22 protein-coding genes, 1 tRNA gene and 1 pseudogene are annotated in these 20916 nt (G+C 62.5%); 15 read left to right on the top strand and 9 right to left on the bottom strand.

All coding sequences use genetic code 11. The features are described from left to right. Window positions 1-7: 7 nt before the first annotated feature. Both AC8GDA_RS05760 and AC8GDA_RS05755 read left to right on the top strand, forming a co-directional pair. A complete protein-coding gene (locus AC8GDA_RS05760) occupies window positions 8-814 on the top strand; it encodes a metallophosphoesterase (RefSeq protein ID WP_506555583.1) in 807 nt (268 codons plus the stop codon). A 76-nt stretch (window positions 815-890) separates the two neighbouring features. Next, window positions 891-975, top strand: a tRNA-Leu gene (locus AC8GDA_RS05755). Here AC8GDA_RS05755 and AC8GDA_RS05750 read toward each other — a convergent pair. Continuing rightward, entirely contained in the window at window positions 976-1803 is an 828-nt protein-coding gene (locus tag AC8GDA_RS05750; protein WP_506555582.1) for a uroporphyrinogen-III synthase, read from the bottom strand. Window positions 1804-1902: 99 nt separating this feature from the next. Between AC8GDA_RS05750 and AC8GDA_RS05745 the strand changes: the two genes are divergently transcribed. Continuing rightward, window positions 1903-2277 carry an FKBP-type peptidyl-prolyl cis-trans isomerase gene (locus tag AC8GDA_RS05745; protein ID WP_506557206.1) on the top strand — a complete coding sequence of 125 codons (375 nt, stop codon included), beginning with the start codon at window positions 1903-1905 and terminating at the stop codon, window positions 2275-2277. Window positions 2278-2296: 19 nt separating this feature from the next. On the opposite strand, the gene AC8GDA_RS05740 is transcribed toward AC8GDA_RS05745, so the two are convergent. The 7 genes from AC8GDA_RS05740 to AC8GDA_RS05710 form a co-directional block, all read right to left on the bottom strand. Further along, a complete protein-coding gene (locus AC8GDA_RS05740) occupies window positions 2297-2683 on the bottom strand; it encodes a hypothetical protein (protein WP_506555581.1) in 387 nt (128 codons plus the stop codon). Between the two features lie 13 nt (window positions 2684-2696). Continuing rightward, window positions 2697-2999: a hypothetical protein gene (locus tag AC8GDA_RS05735; RefSeq protein ID WP_506555580.1), complete on the bottom strand. Its 303-nt coding sequence runs from the start codon at window positions 2997-2999 to the stop codon at window positions 2697-2699. A 56-nt stretch (window positions 3000-3055) separates the two neighbouring features. Beyond that, window positions 3056-3790: a Rieske (2Fe-2S) protein gene (locus AC8GDA_RS05730; protein WP_506555579.1), complete on the bottom strand. Its 735-nt coding sequence runs from the start codon at window positions 3788-3790 to the stop codon at window positions 3056-3058. A 70-nt stretch (window positions 3791-3860) separates the two neighbouring features. Next, on the bottom strand, window positions 3861-5579 hold the full coding sequence (locus AC8GDA_RS05725; RefSeq protein ID WP_506555578.1) for a SulP family inorganic anion transporter: 1719 nt from the start codon (window positions 5577-5579) through the stop codon (window positions 3861-3863). Further along, window positions 5557-5916: a protein tyrosine phosphatase family protein gene (locus AC8GDA_RS05720; protein ID WP_506555577.1), complete on the bottom strand. Its 360-nt coding sequence runs from the start codon at window positions 5914-5916 to the stop codon at window positions 5557-5559. Before AC8GDA_RS05720 ends, AC8GDA_RS05725 begins: the two co-directional genes overlap by 23 nt. A gap of 85 nt (window positions 5917-6001) precedes the next feature. Next, window positions 6002-7381 (bottom strand): DUF3422 family protein, encoded by a 1380-nt coding sequence (locus tag AC8GDA_RS05715; protein WP_506555576.1) that lies wholly within the window; start codon window positions 7379-7381, stop codon window positions 6002-6004. Further along, complete coding sequence (locus AC8GDA_RS05710) at window positions 7378-7839, bottom strand: thioredoxin domain-containing protein (RefSeq protein ID WP_506555575.1); 462 nt, start codon at window positions 7837-7839, stop codon at window positions 7378-7380. Before AC8GDA_RS05710 ends, AC8GDA_RS05715 begins: the two co-directional genes overlap by 4 nt. 96 nt (window positions 7840-7935) lie before the next feature. On the opposite strand from AC8GDA_RS05710, the gene AC8GDA_RS05705 reads away from it, so the two are divergent. The 9 genes and pseudogenes from AC8GDA_RS05705 (at window position 7936) to AC8GDA_RS05665 (ending at window position 14977) form a co-directional block, all read left to right on the top strand. Beyond that, on the top strand, window positions 7936-8298 hold the full coding sequence (locus AC8GDA_RS05705) for an ArsR/SmtB family transcription factor (RefSeq protein WP_506555574.1): 363 nt from the start codon (window positions 7936-7938) through the stop codon (window positions 8296-8298). Between the two features lie 36 nt (window positions 8299-8334). Next, window positions 8335-9675, top strand: a complete 1341-nt coding sequence (gene soxC, locus AC8GDA_RS05700; protein ID WP_506555573.1) for a sulfite dehydrogenase — start codon at window positions 8335-8337, stop codon at window positions 9673-9675. After that, a pseudogene (locus AC8GDA_RS05695) lies at window positions 9659-10402 on the top strand (c-type cytochrome); the annotation flags it as partial. The gene soxC and the pseudogene AC8GDA_RS05695, both read left to right, overlap by 17 nt. 43 nt (window positions 10403-10445) lie before the next feature. Next, window positions 10446-10916 (top strand): thiosulfate oxidation carrier protein SoxY, encoded by a 471-nt coding sequence (gene soxY / locus AC8GDA_RS05690; protein ID WP_506555572.1) that lies wholly within the window; start codon window positions 10446-10448, stop codon window positions 10914-10916. A 30-nt stretch (window positions 10917-10946) separates the two neighbouring features. Further along, the gene (gene soxZ, locus AC8GDA_RS05685) at window positions 10947-11258 is read left to right on the top strand and encodes a thiosulfate oxidation carrier complex protein SoxZ (RefSeq protein WP_506555571.1); all 312 of its coding nucleotides are present in this window, start codon (window positions 10947-10949) and stop codon (window positions 11256-11258) included. Window positions 11259-11325: 67 nt separating this feature from the next. Beyond that, on the top strand, window positions 11326-12135 hold the full coding sequence (gene soxA, locus AC8GDA_RS05680) for a sulfur oxidation c-type cytochrome SoxA (protein WP_506555570.1): 810 nt from the start codon (window positions 11326-11328) through the stop codon (window positions 12133-12135). Window positions 12136-12147: 12 nt separating this feature from the next. Further along, complete coding sequence (gene soxX / locus AC8GDA_RS05675) at window positions 12148-12774, top strand: sulfur oxidation c-type cytochrome SoxX (RefSeq protein ID WP_506555569.1); 627 nt, start codon at window positions 12148-12150, stop codon at window positions 12772-12774. Window positions 12775-12867: 93 nt separating this feature from the next. After that, entirely contained in the window at window positions 12868-14586 is a 1719-nt protein-coding gene (soxB, locus tag AC8GDA_RS05670; RefSeq protein WP_506557205.1) for a thiosulfohydrolase SoxB, read from the top strand. A 64-nt stretch (window positions 14587-14650) separates the two neighbouring features. Further along, window positions 14651-14977 (top strand): cytochrome c, encoded by a 327-nt coding sequence (locus AC8GDA_RS05665; RefSeq protein ID WP_506555568.1) that lies wholly within the window; start codon window positions 14651-14653, stop codon window positions 14975-14977. Here AC8GDA_RS05665 and AC8GDA_RS05660 read toward each other — a convergent pair. Further along, window positions 14967-15605: an ABC transporter ATP-binding protein gene (locus AC8GDA_RS05660; protein WP_506555567.1), complete on the bottom strand. Its 639-nt coding sequence runs from the start codon at window positions 15603-15605 to the stop codon at window positions 14967-14969. The two genes, AC8GDA_RS05665 and AC8GDA_RS05660, sit on opposite strands and share 11 nt — an antisense overlap. Here AC8GDA_RS05660 and AC8GDA_RS05655 point away from each other — a divergent pair. From AC8GDA_RS05655 to purL, 3 genes are read left to right on the top strand one after another with little or no spacing between them, the layout of a single operon-like run. Further along, window positions 15605-16276 (top strand): arylesterase, encoded by a 672-nt coding sequence (locus tag AC8GDA_RS05655; protein ID WP_506555566.1) that lies wholly within the window; start codon window positions 15605-15607, stop codon window positions 16274-16276. The genes AC8GDA_RS05660 and AC8GDA_RS05655 overlap by 1 nt on opposite strands. Then, window positions 16273-16932, top strand: coding sequence for a hypothetical protein (locus tag AC8GDA_RS05650; protein ID WP_506555565.1), 660 nt, complete (start codon window positions 16273-16275; stop codon window positions 16930-16932). The genes AC8GDA_RS05655 and AC8GDA_RS05650 overlap by 4 nt, the downstream gene beginning before the upstream one ends. A gap of 21 nt (window positions 16933-16953) precedes the next feature. Further along, window positions 16954-20901 (top strand): phosphoribosylformylglycinamidine synthase, encoded by a 3948-nt coding sequence (gene purL / locus AC8GDA_RS05645; RefSeq protein ID WP_506555564.1) that lies wholly within the window; start codon window positions 16954-16956, stop codon window positions 20899-20901. Window positions 20902-20916: the final 15 nt, after the last annotated feature.

Below are 20916 nucleotides of genomic sequence, written 5' to 3'. Positions count from 1 at the left end.
TAGGGTGATGAACGTTCATTTGGCATCCGATCTTCACCTAGAGTTCCTTCATCGAAAGTTTCCCGATGCCCTCAGGGTGTCGAGGCTTTACACCCCTTGGGCCGATGTACTGGTGCTGGCCGGGGACATCCACAACGGTGTTCGAGCGGTGGAGCTCTTCGGACAATGGCCACACCCGGTGCTCTATGTGCCCGGAAATCACGAATTCTATGAACACACGATCGACCAGACATTGACTACGATCAAGAAAGCCGCAGTGAACACGGCCGTCATCGTGATGGATCGAACCGAGTGGATCTACCAAGGGGTTCGCTTCCTGGGCTGTGTGCTCTGGACCGACTACGCACTCAATGGCGAAGACCAGAAGGCGCGCGGCATGAAGGCCTGCGAGGCCAGGCTGGCTGACCATCGCAAGATTCAGGGCGTCTCCAGCCCGCTCGAGGGCTTCTCTGCGGCCAAGGCACTCGGCCTGCATGAGATCGATCGCGCCTGGCTCACCGAGAAACTCTCGGAACCCTTCGATGGCCCCACGGTGGTGGTGACCCACCACGGCCCGCACCCACGCAGCGTTCATCCACGATTCGCAGACGACCCCTGCAATGCGGGCTTCATTTCAGACTTGGAGCTTCTGGTTCAGCGGGCAGACCTGTGGCTGCACGGCCATGTGCACGACAGCTTCGACTATCGGGTGGGCGGCTGCCGGGTGGTCACCAATCCCGGAGGCTACCCCCTGGGTCTGAGCAAGGCCAAGTCGCTTGAGGCCCTGAACTGGGAGAACCCCAGCTTCGATCCACAGTTGGTGATCAAGGTTTAGTCCAAGGTAAGATCAAAGCGCCTGCCGAGGCGAATGCCTCGGTCGCAGGAGAATGCCTCGGTCGCAGGAATGTAGGGCCCGGATGACGAAATTGGTAGACGTACGGGACTTAAAATCCCGAGCCGCAAGGCGTGCGGGTTCGATTCCCGCTCCGGGCACCACTAGTCTGATGTAGAAATTCTCTCCAAGATGTCTTCTGCAATGAAGTCCTCCGGGCTGGCCCCTCGAAGAGAGATCCACTGCGCATTGGGATGGGCCCGCATGGCCCGAGCCTCGCTGGTCGAGGGCCCCATCCAAATGATGCGATCAGACGAAATTCGCTGCGCAGCAAGGGCCGCAATGGTCGGTGCCATGAAGCCGAAGGCTGACACCAGTGCGTACCAAGGTGCCGCTGACTCGGGCAGCCGAATCATGTCCTGCGAGATGGCGGTGTAGATGGGCATGCGCACCAGCCGGAGGCCGCCGGAGATGAGTTTTTGTGAGAAGTCGGTGTGGTCCTCGGCGATGCCCAGGGCAATGATGAGGGTGCCAAGCTTTACGCGGCCCAGCAGCCGCGCCGCGAGGTCGTCGAGGCGGCCAGAGACATCGGGCGTGAGCACCTGGTCCGCGGTGATGCTGGCAATGTCGAGCTTGCCCAAGATGCGCGCAAAGTCATGCGCAGTCTCTGGGCCAATGGCAGCGAAGCGAAGCTTGTTGCGGCGGCGTTTGAGGGCCTCGACCACCAGCCTGTTCTTTACCAGGGCCTGAGAGGCCTGGCGGTTCACACAGACAACCACACACTCGCGCGCATCGCCGGGCTCATCCCAGTCGTCGAGGTCGCGCACGGCGCGGCCTTGGGCGGTCTCGGGCATGGGCTTGTATAGCTGAGCGGGCGCATCGAAGACCTCGACCCAATGCTTCTTTGCTGACTGCCGAAGGCCAATGAGGAGCGGGTCTTCCTGGTCCGCCCAGCGGGGTACGGTGACGAGCAGGTTTCCAATGATGATCATGGCTGCATTCTTTCCTCGGTTAAAATCTTACCCATGAACACACTCATTCGAAATCTTCTCATTGTTGCGTCTGCGACGCTCATCACCACAGGCCCTGCCATGTCCAACCCGCTTCCGCCGCTGCCGCTGGCCAGCCTCTCCACCATCGACCACGCGGTTGGCAAGGGAGCCGAGGCGGTTGCCGGAAAGCCCGTGGTGGTTCACTACACGGGCTGGCTCTACGACCCAAGCAAGCCCGAGGGCAAGGGCAAGAAGTTCGACAGCTCTGTCGACCGCGGCAGCCCGTTCTCGTTTCCTTTGGGCGCTGGCCGTGTGATCCAAGGCTGGGACAAGGGTGTGGCTGGCATGAAGGTGGGCGGCAAGCGCACCCTCATCATTCCCCCCGACATGGGCTACGGCTCGCGTGGGGCTGGCGGTGTGATCCCTCCCAATGCAGCCCTGCTCTTCCATGTGGAGCTCTTAGAGGTTCGCTAGGCCCACGGGCGCCTGGGCCTTAGAGTTCGAGAGGCCACTGGTTGTTGCACTTTCGGCATTGCGCCTGCAGCCGAACGCTCTGCTTCAAGCGCACCTCTGACAACACATTGAGGCGCCCGTAGGATTTGCATGCGGTGCAGACGGCCTGCTGAGCGAGGTGTTCTGCCGCGCCAATTTTCTCAGCAGCCTTGATCCAGCAGTAACCCCCGCTGCCAAGGCAAACAAATGACGAGCCTGCAAAGATGAGGTCATCGAGCAGGCTCATGTGTCCCAGCCAGGCCTCGAGAAAGGCCGCCCCGCCGACAATCAGCATCAGGCCCAGGGCGACGAATCCGAAGCCTCCTGCGAGCTGGCCTTCATACCAAGCCCGGAAACCCGCGCGGTTGATCTCGGGCATCAGTCGCATGACGCCCCTGAAGTTATTTGCGCAGGACGTTCACCACTGCGGGGCATGAGAAGCCCTCGTCCACAGAGGCGCTCTCGGTGCCCCCATCCGGGCATTTGTAGACGCAGGTTGTGCTGCGGTTCTTGTTCTTAACACGCTCGGTGATGTTGCAGTTCATCTCGCGCTTGGGGCCAGGCTTTCCGGAGAGCCTCTCGTCGCGAGCATGGGCGGGTGTGGCCATGATGGCGCAGAGCATGGCGATGATCACGAATACCGCAGTCCCCTGCGAGCGGCGCCAGGACGAGTGGTTCGGTGCGGGTTTGCAGTACACGGTCATGGCTGGCTCCTTCGAGGTCAAGAGACCCTAGGATACAAGCCTATTGGCGCAAATGTTCAGGCCTTGCAGGTTTGAACCTGCCGGCTGTAAGCCTTCATGGGCTTGGCCAGGGTGGTCTTGTCGCAGAGGTGGTTGGCCTTTGGGCCGTTGTCGAGTGCGAGCTTGAAGGCGTACTTCTCAAAGAAGGCATCGAACATTTCGCCACCGGCGGTGCCCACGGCGGTGAGCTGGTCGGTCTTTGGGTCCCATCGGAGCAAGATGGTGGCCAACGGCTGCTCGGCCGGGCCCGCCAGGACTCGGGCGCCTTTGGTCGGGTCGTAGCGCGAATCGTCCCCGCAGCAGTGAATCACCTGCTCGGGCTCGTTCTTGAATCCCGGGCGAAATCCAATGAAGCTGATGGCCGGTGTGGGGTACATCATCTTGTGGGCACAAATGGCCGAATAGGCCACGATGTTGCCCTTCTCACCAATGCCGGCCGCCGAGTCGTAGCTGGCACCCTTGGCGGTCTTCAGGCTGGTGCGAGCCACAGGCTGGGGAAGTCGAATGAGAAATGCGGGCGTTCCCTGAAAGGGGTAGTTGAAGACCCATGGCTCGGCCTCTGCGAGACGACTGGCGCGAATGGGGTCTCCAAATTCATTCACCAGGAGTGAGGGCCCGTAGCGCTTCTCGGATCGGGGCGCCGAGGCCAGGCCTGGCGTGTGCTGAAGGGCCAGCGCGGCGCCGCTCAGGCAGGCGATGCTGTGAAGCAACTCCCTGCGTTGTGTGTCTGACTGGTCTGCACCGTCTGCCATGAGGGCCTCCCTTGACCACTTGCGGCGTTGTCTGATTGTCGGGGAGTGTGGTCCCGTGGCCGGCGGTCGGTCAATCGGGTTTTCCCGCCAAGGCCTCGAAGGCATCGTGGCTGGAGAGGAATATGGGCACCTTGAGGGCTTGGCCGGCGAGCTTATCGCCCACGGGCCCCCGAATTTCTGCCAGGCACAGGCCGATGCCATCGGCCTGCAGGTCGTCTTGGAGGCGAATCATGCCCTCGAGGGCTGTGGTGTCGATGTCGCTCACGCTGGCCAGATTCAGCACCAGGTGGCTGACGGTTCCAGGGTGGGCCTCGAGGGCCGCATCAATGGCCTCTCTAATGCGCACCCAATTTCCAAAGAACAGGTTGCCGTCAATTCGCAAAAAAAGCGCATGGGGGAGGGTCTCCACATGATGCCGATGCACATTTCGAAAGTGTTCGGTGCCTGGAATGCGCCCCAGCACCGCGATGTGTGGCCGGCTCAGGCGCCACAGAATGCCGCTGGCCGACAGCACAATCCCCATGACAATGCCCGTCTCCAGTCCGAGCATGAGCACGCCCAAGAAGGTGATCAGCCAGCTGGTGGCATCGATTCGGTCAAAGTGCCAGGCATGCCGAAAGGCCTTGATGTCAATGAGGGTGGAGACGGCCACAATGATGAGGGCGGCCAGGGCGGCCAATGGCATGTCATGGAGCAGGTCGCCGGCACCGAGCAAGACCACCAGAAGAAGGCCGGCCGACAGAATGCTGGAGACCGGCGAGCGGGCACCTGCCTCAATGTTCACCACCGTGCGGGTGAGGCCGCCCGTCACAGGAAAGGCCCCAATGACGCCCGAGGCGAGGTTGGCAGCCCCCAGGCCTCGCAGCTCTGCGTCTGGATCCACCGGCACCTTGAAACGCCGCGCCATGGTCTGGGCCATGGAGACGCTCTCAATGAAACCAACCAGCCCGATGAGTGCAGCAGAGAGCAGCAGGCCCTGGAGCCCTTGGATATCGAGGGCGGGCAGGCCGATGCTGGGCAGGCCACTCGGAATGGTGCCCACGGTTCGTGTCTCGGAGGCCATGCCACTCACCATCAGGACCGCGGTGGCCAGCCCCACCACGACCAGCGGCACGGCCCGGGCCAGCAGCTCGGCCGTGGCTGTAGGGATGGGCTGCCGTGTGAGCCAGGGCCGAATGAATCGACGGCCCAGCGCGATGAGCAAAAGGCTCGTCACCCCAGTGACAATGGTCACGAGCTCGAACTGTCCCAGGCCTTGCAGGAAGCTTTGAATGAGTTCTGGTGCGGTCTGGCCTTCTACCGGAATACCCGTGAGGGTCTTGAGCTGGCCCAGCACGATCAGAATGGCGGTGCCCGAGACGAAGCCGCTCATCACCGGATGGCTCAGGAGTTGCGCCAAAAAGCCCAGTCGCAGCACTCCCATGGCAAAGAGCAGGGCGCCGGAGGCCAGGGCCAGGAAGGTGGCCGCTGCGATCCACTCTGGGCTGCCAGGCACCGCATAGCCCTGCAGCGCATCGAGGGTCATGATCGAGGTTAAGGCCACGGGGCCGACCGCGAGCACTGGGCTGCGCCCGAATGCGGCATAGGCCAACAGCGGAAAGATGCTGGCGTAAAGGCCCAGGTGCGCGGGCACCCCGGCCAGCACCGCATAGGCCAGGCTCTGCGGAATGAGCAGCAGGGTGACAATGACGGCCGCAACAACATCATCGAGCAGACGCGCATCGGCAGGCCGGTCTTGCCGCCAGGGCGCGAACCAGCTGGGCGGGTTAGCGCGGAATGGGAAGGCCAAGCTGTGCGGTCAGGGAGATCAGGCTGATGCAGCGGTTGCCGGATCGGCAATAGGCCAGGATGGGCTTGGGCAGGCTGCCGAGGAGCTCGCCCATGGCCTGCGCCTCCTCGGGCGTCTGTCCGCCGGGGGACACAGGCAGGTAGGCAAACGACAAGCCAGCGGCCTGGGCAGCGGCCTCAACACTGGCCTGCGTGGGCTGCTCAGGGCCGCCCTCCATGTCCGGACGATTGCAGATCACCGATTGAAAGCCTTCGGCTGCGGCCGCGGCCATGTCTGCGGGTTCGAGCTGTGGTGCCACGGCCAGTTGGTCCGTGAGCCAGCGGGTGGAGAGGGTCATGGGGGGGTCCTTCTTCAGCAGGTGATTCGTGTGAGGGTTCGGCTCTTGATTGTCGCTCGATTTTCTGATCGCCCATGGCCTGGGGCTAGGGCTGTTTTGTCGAGCCCTCTCGAGCTGCAAGTCGGCGTGCCCGCCGGACCCCAATGTAGAGCAGCCCCGCGATGACTGGCACGGCCACTGCGGAGATGACATCAGACGGCGCGGCCACCCCAGCAGCATTGAGGCCCTTGGTCATATGATCAATGAGGCCCACCGCATAGTAGGTGAGCACCACCAGGGAAAGGCCCTCGACGGTCTGCTGCAGCTTGAGCTGAAGTTTGGCGCGGCGGTCCATGCTGGCGAGCAAGGCCTGGGTCTGCCGCTCGTTCACAAACTCAATTCGGGTGCGCAGAATCTGCGTGGTGCGTGACACCCGGTCTGACAAGGCCTGGAGCCGTCGCTGGGTCCAGCGGCAGGTTCGCATGGCAGGCTCGAATCGGCGGTCCATGAATTCGTTGAGGTTCTGCACGCCTGGAATGGCCGTTTCCCGCAGCTCGCTGAGGGATCGGCGCACCAACTCCGTGTAGGCCTCGCTCGCGGTAAATCGCAGGCCGTGCAGCGAGATCCATTCCTCCACGCGGGCGGCGATGGCTGTGACATCGGTGAGCAGGTGCTCGTCGGTCTGAAAGCCCTCGGGCGTCTCGGGGGTTGGTGCACCGGCCTTGGCGATGCGCTCCACCAGGCTGGCCAGCTGAGACTCGGTCTCGCGAAGCGGACCGGAGAGCGCCTTGGCACGGGGAATGCCCAGCATGGCCATCATGCGATAGGTGTCGATGTCGATGAGCCGCTGTACGACCCGGCCGGCCTGCCGAGAGCCCATGCCCTCGTGGGTCACCAGCATGCAGACGAAGCCCTCTTTGTCCAACTGGAAGTCGGTCCAGACCTGGGCCTTCTGGGTGGAGAGGATGGTCGAACCCACCAGGGTATTGCCAGAGAAGAGTGGGGCGTGTTTCGCTGCATCATCGGTGTGGGGAGCCGGCCGCAGGGCGATGTCGACTGCCGCCATGCGCTCACCAATCGACGGGTTCAGCGATTCCATGCCCAGCTCTGCGAGCCTTGCGCGCACCCGTTCTTGCAGCGGTTTGCGGCTGTCTGTGAAGCCCTCGGCTGGCGCCATGGGGCACTGGGCGTAGACCGTGAAGCCGCAGAACTCTCCGTGGAGCTCCCACTTCAGCAGCAGGCGTCCCGGGGAGGGGCTGAGCTCGAGCACCCGGACGGTCTGGCCATGCACCGGATGCACGGCCGCATCGAGGGCTGAGGTGAGCCGGTCGATCCAGTCCATGAGCGCGCGCCGCTGGTCTGGTGTGCTGATGATCAGCGACTGGCTGTAGATCCGCTCCTCGGGCCACAACGCAATCGGGGGTCTCGCATGCACTTCCTCATGCAGGGCTTCGCGGGCGGCGTGGTCTTGGATGGCACTCTTCATGTGGCTGCTCCCGTTTGTATCCCGCGAGCCCAGTAGGCCTTCGCGAGCTGAATGCGATCTTCGAGGTAGGCGCCATAAAAGTCCACCGAGTTGTAACCGACCAGGGGCTCCCCGATGGGCCGGCCGGCCAGGTCGATGGGGAACACCGTCGGGGCCATGCGGATGCGATGCCAACGCGCCCATTGCTGAGGTGACTGCGCCAACCACTCAAGGCCAACCTCGGGGCGGTCGGCCCCGGGCCTGCGCATGGGCCGCCGGTCGGTGATGTCGAGAATGACGGCGCGCAACTGCGGGCGGTCGGCCGATCGCATGCGGGGCAGGAGCTGGTCTCGGAGCACCAGATCGCACCAGGGGCAGTTGGGCAGGCTGGCCATGGCCACCAACACAAGGGCTCCGCGCGCCTTTGCCGCCTCCTGAAGGGCGGCGGGAAGCTGCTCCGCTGAGATGGGTCTGACCATCGCGATTCCTGGGGCCTTTCGGCGGCGCCTAGATTTGTGCGCCGCATTACGTTTTGTTGTTGACTATATGTCTCTATAAGCATATCTTGCCGTCAAATGACGGAGACACCAACCCCTGTAGCAAAAGATGACGTCGGCATCCTCGGCCAACATGTGACCGACAAGGGCGAGCTCGACTTCATCTTCGACCGTGCTGCACAGTACTTTGCACTGCTCTCGGAGCCAGCACGCCTGCGCATTATCCAGGCCATCTGCACCGATGAGCGGTCTGTCCAAGAGGTGGTCGCCCTCACCGATCTGCCCCAGCCCAACGTCTCTCGGCATCTCAGCCTGCTCTTCCGCTCGGGGGTGCTCAATCGCCGACGCGAGGGCACTTTTGTGTTCTACAGAATCTCCGACCCCATGATCACCGACCTCTGCCGCTCTGTGTGCGTTCGGCTGGCGGGTGGCCTTGGGTAACTTTTTTCACTCAAAAATCATGGGAGCCGACAGGTCATGAGCACGGAGCGTCAACTGGGACGATTGGTCAAGGCGCCAGAGAACTTCCTGGCACCGGAGGACGGCAAGTCTCCGGAGGCCATGCGGCGTAAGTTTTTGGCAGCCGGTGCGGCCACAGCGGGCTTGAGCCTGGCCGCGGTAGCCCGGGCGGCCTCGAACCCCGTGTCGGGGCAGGGCGATCCGAACATTCTGAACCTGCCGGCCCACACCACGGGCCTGGGCATGCCGGTTGCGGCCAACGGCTACGGCATGCCATCCCAGTTCGAAAAAGGCCTTCAGCGTCGCGAGAGTCCTGGCCTCACCCGCGTGTCGGCCGCCTCCGTGGCCTTCACGCCCCTGCAGGGCACCTTTGGCATCATCACGCCCAGTGGCCTTCACTTCGAGCGGCACCACCAGGGATGGTGGGACATCGACCCCTCCAAGCATCGTCTGATGATCAACGGCCTGGTGAAGAATCAAAAGGTCTACACCATGGACGACCTCATGCGGCTGCCGTCGGTTTCCCGAATTCACTTCATTGAGTGCGGTGCCAACACGGCCATGGAGTGGGGCAATGTGGCCGTGCCCACCGTGCAATACACCCACGGCATGATTTCCTGCTCGGAGTTCACGGGCGTTCCGCTCTCCGTGCTGCTCGAAGACTGCGGCTACGACAAGAAAAACGGCAAGTATGTGTTGGCTGAAGGAGCCGATGGCTCCTCCATGACCCGAACCATCCCGATGTCCATCGCGCTCGACGACGTGCTGGTCGCCTACGGCATGAATGGTGAGATGCTTCGCCCCGAGAACGGCTACCCCCTGCGCTTGGTGGTGCCGGGTGTGCAGGGCGTCTCCTGGGTGAAGTGGCTGCGCCGCATCGAGGTGGGCGACCAGAAATGGGCCACCAAAGATGAGGCCATCCACTACGTGGACCTCATGCCCGATGGCACGCACCGCCAATACTCCGGAATGCAGGAGGCCAAGTCGGTCATCACCTCACCCTCGGGCGGCCAGTTGCTGCTCGACAAAGGCTTCTACAACATCTCTGGCCTGGCCTGGTCGGGGCGCGGGAAGATCAAGCGGGTGGATGTCTCGGTCGACGGTGGCAAGAATTGGCGAACTGCGCGTCTCGAGACGCCCGTGCTCACCAAGGCCTTCACCCGGTTCAACATCGACTGGACTTGGAACGGGGCGCCGGCCATTCTGCAGTCGCGCGCCATCGACGACACGGGCTATGTGCAGCCGACCGTTCACCAACTGCGCGAGGTTCGTGGAACCCGTTCGATCTATCACAACAACATGATCCAATCGTGGCGCGTGGCCGACACCGGGGAGGTGAGCAATGTTCAAGTCAATTAAGTTCGCAACACTCGTTTTGGTCGCATCGCTCTCGGCCGTGAGCATCGGAGCCCACGCCGCAGGCAAGTTCGACGGCATTGGCCGTCTGGCCACGCCTGCAGAGGTACAAAAGTGGGACATCGATGTCCGCCCTGACTTCAAGGGCCTGCCGGCTGGGTCTGGCTCTGTGGCCAAGGGCCAAGATGTCTGGGAGGCCCAGTGTGCCTCATGCCACGGAGTGTTCGGTGAGAGCACCGAGGTCTTCACGCCCATTGCTGGCGGCACCTCGAAAGACGACATCAAGACGGGCCGGGTGGCCAACCTTGCGAGGGTGGACTACCCTCAGCGGACCACCCTGATGAAGGTCGCCACGGTCTCCACCCTCTGGGATTACATCAACCGTGCCATGCCCTGGACGCATCCCAAGACCCTCACCACCGATGAGGTCTATGCCGTCACAGCGTTCATTTTGAACCTTGGTGACATTGTCCCGGCCGACTTTGTGCTCTCGGACAAGAACATTGCCCAGGTGCAGCAAAAGATGCCCAACCGCAATGGCATGACCACCGACCACGGGCTGTGGGAAGTCAAGGGTAAACCTGATGTCAAGAACGTGGCATGTATGAAAGACTGCAAGAAGGAAGTTGTCATCACCTCGTTTCTGCCGGGCTCGGCAGTCGATAGCCATGGCAATCTGATCGAGCAGAATCGTCCGATCGGTCCCACGAGAGGCCTGGACACCAGCAAGGCAGTGAAGAAATGATTTCCACACCTTTGAAGAGGAGCAACACATGAGCATGAATCGTCGAGACGTCATCAAAGCTGGGGGCGGAGCCGCTGTGTATTCGGCACTGGCCTCCATGGGCTTTTTCGCAGCCAACCCGGCCTTGGCCAGCACCTGGAAAAAAGAATGGTTTGAGACCAAGACCATCGCCGACACCTTGAAGGCCATGGGAGTGGCTGCCGCTCCGAACAGCGGCGACATCTCCATCACGTCGCCCGACATTGCCGAGAATGGTGCCGTGGTGCCCGTGGGCGTGACCAGCAAGCTGGCCAAGACCCAAATGGCGGCCGTCATGGTCGAGAAGAATCCATCGATGATGGCTGGGTTCTATGAGTTCACGGCCGATGCCGTGCCGGATGTCTCCATGCGCGTGAAGATGGGCCAGAGTTCCGATGTTTACGCCTTGGTCAAGGCCGACGGCAAGTTCTACATGGCCAAGAAGGAAATCAAGGTCACCCTCGGCGGCTGCGGCGGCTGATCCCGGTTACAACAGAACAGGAGAATAGAAATGGCGAATCCAATGCGTATTCGGGCCCGTGTTGAGGGCGATGTGGCAGACGTTCGGGTGCTGATGTCCCACGAGATGGAGACAGGCCAGCGCAAGGGCGGCGATGGTCAGCTCGTGCCGGCCTGGTTCATCCAGGAGGTCACCGCTTCGGTCAACGGCAAGGCCGTCATGACCGCCCAGTGGGGCCCCGCGGTCTCAAAGAACCCTTACCTCCAGTTCAAGGTCAAGGGTGCCAAGGCAGGCGACAAGGTTGCAGTGACCTGGAAAGACAACAAGGGTGAGACTCGCACAGACGAGGCCGCCATTGCGTAAGTGTTTGACGACGACGGGCCCGATGGGCCCGTCTTGCTTTTTGATCACAACAAGCGGGGAGAGAACAATGCAATATGCGAAGCGGAGTTTGGCCATGCTGGCCATGGGCCTCTGTCTATCGGCGGGCGGTGCGCTGGCCCAGGCCCAAAAGACGGAAACGGAAAAGGGCATCGATCGTTATCGAGAACTGATTGCCGATGGCAACCCAGCCGAACTCTGGGAGATGCAGGGCGAGGAGCTCTGGAAGAAGAAGGCTGGCCCAAACAACGCATCATTAGAAAAGTGCGACCTCGGCCTTGGCCCTGGGGTCGTGAAGGGTGCTTATGTGAGCCTGCCGCGATACTTTGCCGATGCGGGCAAGGTCATGGACCTCGAAAGCCGCCTGGCCTATTGCATGCAGACCCTGCAGGGCATCACCCCCAAAGTGGCGACCTACAACCGCGACGACCACAAGAATGTCGTGGCCCTGGTCACCTGGGTGGCCACGCAGTCCAAGGGCATGCCGGTGAACGTGCCGCAGAACCATGCAGAAGAGAAGCGCATGTACGAAGTGGGCAAGCGTGCCTTCTTCTATCGTGCCGGCCCCTATGATTTCGCTTGTGCCACCTGCCACGCGGCCGACAACACCCGGATTCGCCTGCAGGGCTTGCCCAACCTCACCAAGAAAGAGCCCGCTGGCGCCGCCTTCACCTCATGGCCAGCCTATCGGGTGAGCAACGGCCAGCTCTGGCCCATGAACAAGCGCCTGGAAGACTGTTTCCGCCAGCAGCGCTTTCCGGAGATGAAGTTTGGCAGTGAATTGTCCGTGGCCTTGTCGACCTACATGGGTGTGACAGGCAATGGTGTTGCATCACTGGCCCCCACCATCAAGCGATAAGGAAGACCAACCATGAACAAGAAATTGATGCTGACGGCGGTGGCCGCTGCAGTGGGCCTGGTGGGATGTGCTGGTCAATACAGCGCAGCCGACTACGACAAAATGACGCGTGAGATTGTGGCCAAGTCTTTCGGTGAGAAGGGCATGGCCAAGCTCGACCGTCTCAATCAGGACGAGATCAACGTGGTCTGTAGCGAGGCCGAACTCAACAATAAAGATCTCGATGCAGCCACCCGCAAGCGGGTGGAAGAGGCCAACATGAAGACCGTCAAGTTTCCGGCCGATGGCAAGTTCATTGGTGACTGGAAGTCTGGCGAGAAGATCGCCCAGAGTGGCCGTGGCATGACCTATTCCGACAAGGCGGGTTCGGCCAACGGTGGCAACTGCTACAACTGCCACCAGATCTCCAAGGCCGAGATCTCCTACGGCACGCTGGGCCCGAGCCTTTATCAGTACGGAAAGCTACGTGGTGATGGCGATGCGGTGGTCAAGTACACCTGGGGCAAGCTCTACAACGCCAAGGCCTACAACGCCTGCACCAACATGCCTCGGTTCGGTCATGCAGGACTGCTCACGGAGGGCCAGATGAAGGACATCATGGCGCTGCTGCTCGACCCAGCCTCCCCGGTGAATCAGTAGTCCGGGGGCTTTTGCAGGATCAACCAGGCCCTTTCCTTGTGAGAGGGCCTTTTTTTTAGTGCGGTATTCATCAATGGGTATACGGTAATGGACATGAATCGGCGGGAGTTTGTGGGGGTGATGGCGGCTGCATCGGCAGCAGGCATGTTTGGCGGGTTTCCAGACGCGCAGGCGGCGGCCAAGAAGGGCGACAAGCTCTATGACATTCCCAAATTTGGCAATGTGAGCTTCCTGCATTTCACCGACTGTCACGCCCAGTTGATGCCGGTCTATTTCCGTGAGCCCGATGTGAACATTGGTGTGGCTGGCATGCAGGGCAAAGTGCCCCACGTGGTCGGAGAGGGTCTGCTCAAGCAGTACGGCATTCCGAAGGGAACGCCCATGGCCCATGCCTACACCTACCTGGATTTCGAGAAGGCAGCCCGCACCTTCGGCAAGGTTGGTGGCTTTGCCCACATGGCCACGCTGGTGAAGATGATGCGCGCAAGTCGCCCGCATGCCTTCCTGTTTGATGGCGGAGACACCTGGCAGGGTTCGGCCACCGCGCTCTGGAGCAAAGGCCAGGACATGGTCGATGCCACGAAGCTCTTGGGCGTGGACATGATGTCAGCCCACTGGGAGTTCACCTATGGCGCCGACCGTGTGATGGAGATCGTCAAGAAAGACCTGGCCGGCAAGATTGAATTCCTGGCGCAGAACGTGAAGACCAATGATTTCGGAGACCCGGTCTTCAAGCCCTATGTCATTCGCGAGCAGAACGGCATCTCGGTGGCCGTCATTGGCCAGGCCTTCCCCTACACCCCGATTGCCAACCCGCGCTACATGGTGCCCGACTGGACCTTCGGCATCCAAGACGACAACATGCAGAAGATGGTCGATGAGTGCCGGGCCAAGGGTGCCAAGGTGGTCGTGGTCGTGTCGCACAACGGCATGGACGTCGACCTCAAGATGGCCTCCCGGGTTCGTGGCATTGATGCCATCCTCGGTGGCCACACCCACGACGGGGTGATCCAGCCCGTGCCGGTGAAGAATGCGGGCGGCGTCACCCTGGTGACGAACGCCGGCTCCAACACGAAGTTCCTCGGCGTGCTTGATTTCGACGTCAAGAACGGCAAGGTGGCCGACTACCGCTACAGGCTACTGCCGGTGTTTGCAGACATGCTGCCCGCAGACAAGGACATGGCGGCCTTGATCGATCGCATTCGTGCACCCCACAAGGCCAAGCTGGAGGAGACCTTGGCCATCACCGAGGGGTTGCTCTATCGTAGGGGCAACTTCAACGGCAGCTTCGATCAGTTGATTGTGGATGCCCTCATGGATGTCAAGGGTGCAGACCTCGCCTTCTCACCCGGCTTCCGTTGGGGCACCTCGTTGTTGCCTGGGCAGGCGATCACGCGTGAGCATGTGATGGACCAGACCGCGACCACCTATTCCTTTTCCACGGTCACCGAGATGTCGGGCGAGATGATCAAGACCGTGCTCGAGGACGTCTGCGACAACCTCTTCAATCCCGACCCTTACTACCAGCAGGGTGGGGATATGGTTCGGGTGGGTGGCCTGGAGTACACCTGCGCACCCAATGAAAAGATGGGTCGGCGTATTCAGGACATGCGTCTCAAGGGCAAGGCCATTGAGCCCCAGAAGACTTACAAGGTGGCCGGCTGGGCGCCGGTGGCCGAGGGTGCCTCAGGCGAAATGGTCTGGGACGTTGTGGAGACTTGGCTCAAGGACAAGAAGCGGGTCGCACCCCGCAAGCTCAACACGCCCAAGCTGGTGGGCATGAAGGGCAATCCCGGTCTGGCGGGCGCCTGAGCGCTACACTCGGGTCGTCTCAACACCTCGGAGGATGAGCATCATGCATCCCAACTCGGTTTCGATGTCGACCCGTCTTGTGGGCCTCTTGCTGCTGGCCTGTTTGGGCCCTTGGGCCTCGGCCTCTGCTGCGCCGCTCTTCCCCAAAGGAGACGCGGCCAAGGGCCAGGCCCTGCACCAGCAGAAGTGTGCCTCCTGCCACAATTCCATGATGCCGGACGGCAAGGGCGAGGAACTCTACTCCGAAGACTTCCGAAAAATGAAGTCGGCCGCCGAGCTTCGCACCATGGTGGAGTTCTGCGCGAACCGCAGTCGCGCGGGCTGGTTCGAGGAGGAGATCGAGCATGCCAGCCGATTCCTCAACGACCGGTTCTATCGGTTCAAGCGGTAGCGCCTGCGAGCAGTCCCATGCGGGCATCGCAGCGCTGGGCGAGGGCCTCGTCGTGGGTCACGATCACCAGGGTGGTGCCCTGTTCGCGTTGAAGTTCAAAGAGCAGTGAGATGACGCGATCGCCGCTGGCGGCATCCAGGCTGCCCGTGGGCTCGTCGGCAAAAAGGAGCCGCGGTGCCCTCACGAAGGCACGGGCCAGGGCCACGCGCTGCTGCTCCCCGCCAGACAGTGTGGCTGGAAAGTGGTGCAGCCGATTCTCAAGTCCCACATTCGCCAGCATGGCCTGAGCCTTCTCTTTGGCCTCTGGGTCGCCGAGGAGGTCGAGCGGGAGCATGACATTCTCGGTGGCGTTGAGCTGCGGCAGCAGTTGAAATGATTGGAAGACGAAGCCCACGTCGCGCAAGCGCCGCTCGGTTCGGGCCTCTTCGTCGAGTGAGGAGATCTCCTCGTCGCCCCAGTAGACCTGGCCTGCGCTGGGAACATCCAGACCCGCGAGCAGGCCGAGCAGGGTGGACTTGCCGCAGCCGGAGGGGCCCACAATGGCCAGCGACTGCCCCGGTGACACATTCAAGGAGATGTCTTGGAGAATGCTCAATTCATCGTTGCCATCAGATACAGTCTTGAACAATGAAACTGCTCGTATGGCCAAAGATTGGTGTTGAATGCTCACGGCGTGCTGCGCTCCTGTTGGGGGTGACCATGCTGCTGGCGGCAACAGCCATCGTCAGGCCTGCTTTCGCGTCCACGCCAAGCATACTCATTTACGGCGACAGCCTCTCGGCCGCCTATGGCCTGTCTCCCTCTGAGGGCTGGGGGCACCTGCTCGAGAAGCGCCTGCCCAAGTCGCCCGCCTGGCGGGTGGTCAATCGGAGCCTGTCTGGCGAGACCACCCATGGTGGCCTGCAGCGTTTCGAGCGCGTGCTGGGCCAGGTGCGCCCCCGCGTGGTCGTTCTTGCGCTTGGTGCCAACGACGCGCTGCGTGGCCTGTCTCTGGCCCACACGGAGCAGAACCTGCGTGACATGATTCGCGCGGCCCGACAGGCGGGCTCAGAGGTGGTCCTCGTGGGCATTGCCGTGCCCCCCAATTACGGGGCCACCTATGCCAATCAGTTCCAGGCCATCTTTCCTCGGCTGGCCAGGGCAGAAGGCGTTCGGCTCGTGCCCTTCATGCTCGAGGGCTTCGCCACCGACCTGCGCTATTTCCAGGCCGATCGCATCCACCCGAACGCGGCTGCCCAGCCGCGAATACTGGACACCATCTGGGCGGTGCTCTCGCCACTGCTGGAGCAGGGTCGGTGATGTTTGGGTTCATGCCTGGGTGGTGGCGCCGGCTGTGGCCCTGCGTGGCGCTCCTGTTGCTGGGCCTGCCGCTGGCCTCGCCAAGTGCACTGGAATTCTCGGACATTGCACGAGAGGGAGAACTCCGTTTCTTGGCAACGAACCCCGACCCCAATGCCTATCGGTATGAGTCGCGGGTGGCCCTCACGGCCGCAAGCCTGGAGACCGGCCTGGTGGAGCTGGCCACATGCCATTGGCAGCTCGACCCAATTCGCAAGGTGGTGATTGCCTTCAACCCGCAGCGCCTCAAGACCCTTAGGATCGGCGAGCATGTGGGCATTGGCGGGGTGCAGGTGGATGGCCATCTCGTGACCCTGACCGATGTTCGTCGTGGGGCCTCCATCTGCATTGCATTGTCTTCAAAGGCCCTGGATGCAGTCGATGGTGGTGGATGGCGCCTGCAGGCCGGCCCGCTCATGCGTCGTTACCTCGATGGCTACCTGCCCATGGAAGCGTCCTTGTCGGTCTCATGGCCCGTCGGGCTCGTGGCCGTCTCGGCCGTGGAGCCCAGGGCACAGCCAGGGGTCGACGTTCAGATGCGGCAGGACGGTGCGGAGCTCAAGACGGTCTTCGCAGGCCGCTTCACGGGGCACTTCGAGCTCACAAAGCCGCAGTAGCGACATCCGTATAATTTGGGCATGTCCACGTTTCGCTGCCTCCCGGGGGCCCCTGCGCTGTCTGCCTTCCGTCTGGCCCGCCTCACGGAGAAGCTGCGTCAGGTCGATGCCTCGGCCTCGGTGGTCTCGGCCCAGTGGTGCCACCTCGTGCAGCTCGATGCGGGCGCGGCCTGGGAGTCCGGTGGTCTGCCCCCGCCCGATGTGGTCTGCCAACTGCTCGACCTTCCTCGGCCTGTACACGCTCTCGTGGCCCAGCCGGAAGCGCTTTGGGTCTTGCCCCGTCAGGGCACGCGGTCACCCTGGTCCTCCAAGGCCCTCGACATCTTTCACGCCTGTGGCGTGGCCGAGGTGCGCCGTGTCGAGCGCGGCATTCGTTATGTTTTACGCAGCAAGGACCTCGCGGCGGTGGCCTGCTCGGGTCGCTTGCACGACCGCATGGTCGAGGAGGTGTTCCCAGGCATGCCGGCATCGGAATACTTCGACGACCGTCCCGCCGGCAGGCTCGTGATCACGGCGTTGGGTGCTGATGCCATGGCCCGCCTTCGCGAGGAGAATCGTCGGCTTGGGCTTGCGCTCTCAGATGACGAGATGTCCTATTTGGCCCAGGCCTATGCAAAGCTCGGCCGAGATCCGACCGATGTCGAGCTGATGATGTTCGCGCAGGCGAACTCCGAGCACTGTCGCCACAAGATCTTCAATGCAAGCTTTGACATCGATGGCGTGCCCATGGCCTCCAGCCTCTTCCAGATGATTCGGCACACGCATGCCCAGACGCCCCAGGGCACGCTCTCGGCCTACTCCGACAATGCCGCAGTTCTGCAGGGGGCCTCGGCCCATCGGCTGTTGGCCGCTGGTGAGCCTGGTCCGTATGTGGTTCGGCCGATGACCCTGCACACAGTGCTCAAGGCCGAGACCCACAACCATCCCACTGCCATCAGCCCCTTTCCGGGTGCGGCCACTGGCGCAGGCGGCGAGATTCGAGACGAGGGCGCCACAGGCCGTGGGGCCAAGCCTCGTGCCGGCCTGACAGGCTTTGCGGTCTCGCACTTGGATTTCTCCGAGGCGCCACATGAGCCCTCGCGAATGGCCTCGCCGCTGGCCATCATGATCGAGGGCCCACTCGGTGGCGCCGCCTTCAACAACGAGTTTGGTCGGCCGAACCTGGCAGGCTACTTCCGAAGTTTCGAACTGCACCATGGGAACCGCCACTGGGGCTATCACAAGCCCATCATGCTGGCCGGCGGGGTGGGGGTCATTCCCGACGAGCAGGTGCACAAGTCGAGCATTCCGGTGGGAGCGTTGTTGATTCAGTTGGGCGGGCCTGGCATGCGAATTGGCCTCGGCGGCGGCGCGGCCTCCTCGATTCAGTCCGGCCAGAACGACCTGCAGCTCGACTTCGACTCGGTTCAGCGGGGCAACCCAGAGATGCAGCGCCGTGCGCAAGAGGTGATTGATTCTTGCGTGGCCATGGGCGAGCGCAATCCCATCTTGTCGATCCACGATGTCGGCGCAGGCGGTCTTTCCAATGCATTTCCAGAGCTTGTGCATGGGTCGGATCGCGGCGGTGTGTTTCGTCTTGCAGATGTACCGCTCGATGAATCCGGCCTCTCGCCTGCAGAGATCTGGTGCAACGAGTCCCAAGAGCGGTATGTACTGGCCATCGCGGCCACCTCGCTGGATCTCTTCGAGGCCCTGTGTGAGCGGGAGCGCTGCCCCTTTTCGGTGGTGGGCCGTGCGGTCGAGGACGACCGCCTTCAACTCATCGATTCGACATCCACGGGCCATCAGCCCGTCGACCTTCCCTTGTCGGTGCTGCTGGGCAAACCCCCAAAGCTGCATAAAGATGCCCGATCGAGCCCGGTGCCTCCCGATGACTTCGAGGCCTTTGGCTTTGATCTGGGCGGCGCCATTGAGGCCGTGCTGCGGCATCCCACGGTGGGATCCAAACAGTTTCTCATCACCATCGGCGACCGCACCGTCGGTGGCCTCACGGCCCGAGACCAGATGGTGGGGCCGTGGCAAACGCCGGTGGCAGATGTCGCCGTCACCCTCTGGGATTTTGAAGGTGTCGGTGGCCAGGCCTTTGCGGTGGCCGAACGTTCACCCATTGCGGTGGTGAGCCCGGCGGCCTCGGTTCGGATGGCCTTGGGGGAGGTGCTCACCAACCTCTGGGCAGCCCCGGTCGACGACTTTGCGAGCATCAAGCTCTGCGCCAACTGGATGGCGGCTGCAGGCGAGGAAGGCCAAGATGCGGCGCTCTATCGGGCGGTGGAGGCCTTGGCCATGGAGGCCTGCCCGGCGCTCGGTCTGTCCATTCCAGTGGGCAAGGATTCCCTCAGCATGCGGGCGCAGTGGCAGTCCGGCGCCACCACGCGCTCGGTGGTCTCACCCGTCTCGCTCAACCTCACGGCGGTGGGCCCGGTGGACGATGTTCGACAGACATGGACGCCAATGCTCTCCGATGCCCCAGACACGGTGCTGGTGCTCATCGACCTCGGCGAGGGCCGCCATCGCCTGGGTGGATCGGTGCTTGCGCAGACGCGCGGTGTCTTCGGTGGCGAACCCCCCGACCTTGTTCGCATCAACGCCCTTCAACAACTTCATGCCGCGCTCGCCCAGGCCCGCGCAGCCAACCTGGTGCTGGCCTACCACGACCGCTCCGACGGTGGGCTGCTGGCCTGCCTGTGTGAGATGGCCTTTGCTGCGCGCATGGGCCTGACAATCAACCTGGATCTGCTCACTGTGGACCCTCATGCGGCTGACTGGGGCGACTACAAAATTCGCCCGGAGCAGGTGTCGGTCCAGCGCGAGGAAGCCACCGTCAGGGCCTTGTTCTCTGAGGAGCTTGGCGTGGTGGTGCAGGTCGCGCGTGCGCAACGCTCGGCCTTCATGGACATTCTTCGGGCCACGGGCCTCTCGGCACAGGCCATCGAAGTGGCGGTTCCCAATCCGCGCGATCAGATCGAGATCTACCGCGATGCCAAGTGTGTCTATCAGGCCAGCCGAGCGCATTTGCAGCGCTGCTGGTCGGACACCAGCCAGGCGGTGGCCAGCCGTCGAGACCATCCCGAGGCCGTGGCCGAAGAGTTCGAGGCCATTGGATCAACCCGCATGCCCATGGCGGTGGAACTGCCCAGTGCGCTTGCGCGTCAGCTGTCGGCGCCGGCGGTGGTCATCCCGAGCCCGCCCAAGGTGGCCATTCTTCGTGAGCAAGGCGTCAACGGTCATGTCGAGATGGCCGCGGCATTTCATGCCGCTGGCATGGCGCCATGGGATGTCCACATGTCCGACCTCGCCGCGGGACGCGTGAGCCTCGATGGCTTTCGTGGGCTGGCGGCCTGTGGCGGATTCTCATTCGGAGATGTGCTCGGTGCGGGCCAGGGATGGTCACGCTCCATTCTCTTCAATGCCCGGCTTCGCGACATGTTCTTGGGTTTTTTCCACAACCCCAACACCTTTGCCCTGGGCGTGTGCAACGGCTGCCAGATGATGTCCGGGCTGGTGGACATCATTCCGGGTGCCCAGGCCTGGCCGCGTTTTTCTCGCAACCGCTCGGAGCAGTTTGAGGCCCGCCTGTCGTTTGTCGAGGTGATGCCATCACCATCCATTCTCTTTCAAGACATGGCGGGCGCGCGGCTGCCAGTGGTGGTCTCCCATGGGGAGGGGCGGGCCGACTGGGGTGCCGATGCGGCTGCCGCCGAGCGGGCCAGGCAGGCCCACATGGTCATGCGCTACCTCGATGAGGCCGGCCAGCCGGCGGAGCGCCACCCCCACAACCCGAACGGCTCATTCGGGGGTGCCACGGCCTTCACCAACGACGATGGCCGCATCACCATTCTCATGCCGCACCCCGAGCGCGTCTTTCGCAACGCGCAGCTCTCTTGGGTGCCACCCGAGTTCAAGTCCCTGGGCGATCACTCGCCTTGGATTCAGATGTTCAGAAATGCCCAACGCTGGTCCCAGCTCTAAAAGATAGGTCTCATC

The sequence above is a fragment of the Hahnella aquatica (SeqCode) genome (genome assembly GCF_965194505.1).
GTDB lineage: Bacteria > Pseudomonadota > Gammaproteobacteria > Burkholderiales > Burkholderiaceae_A > Hahnella > Hahnella aquatica.
This window is presented reverse-complemented; position numbering and strand designations above follow the sequence as displayed.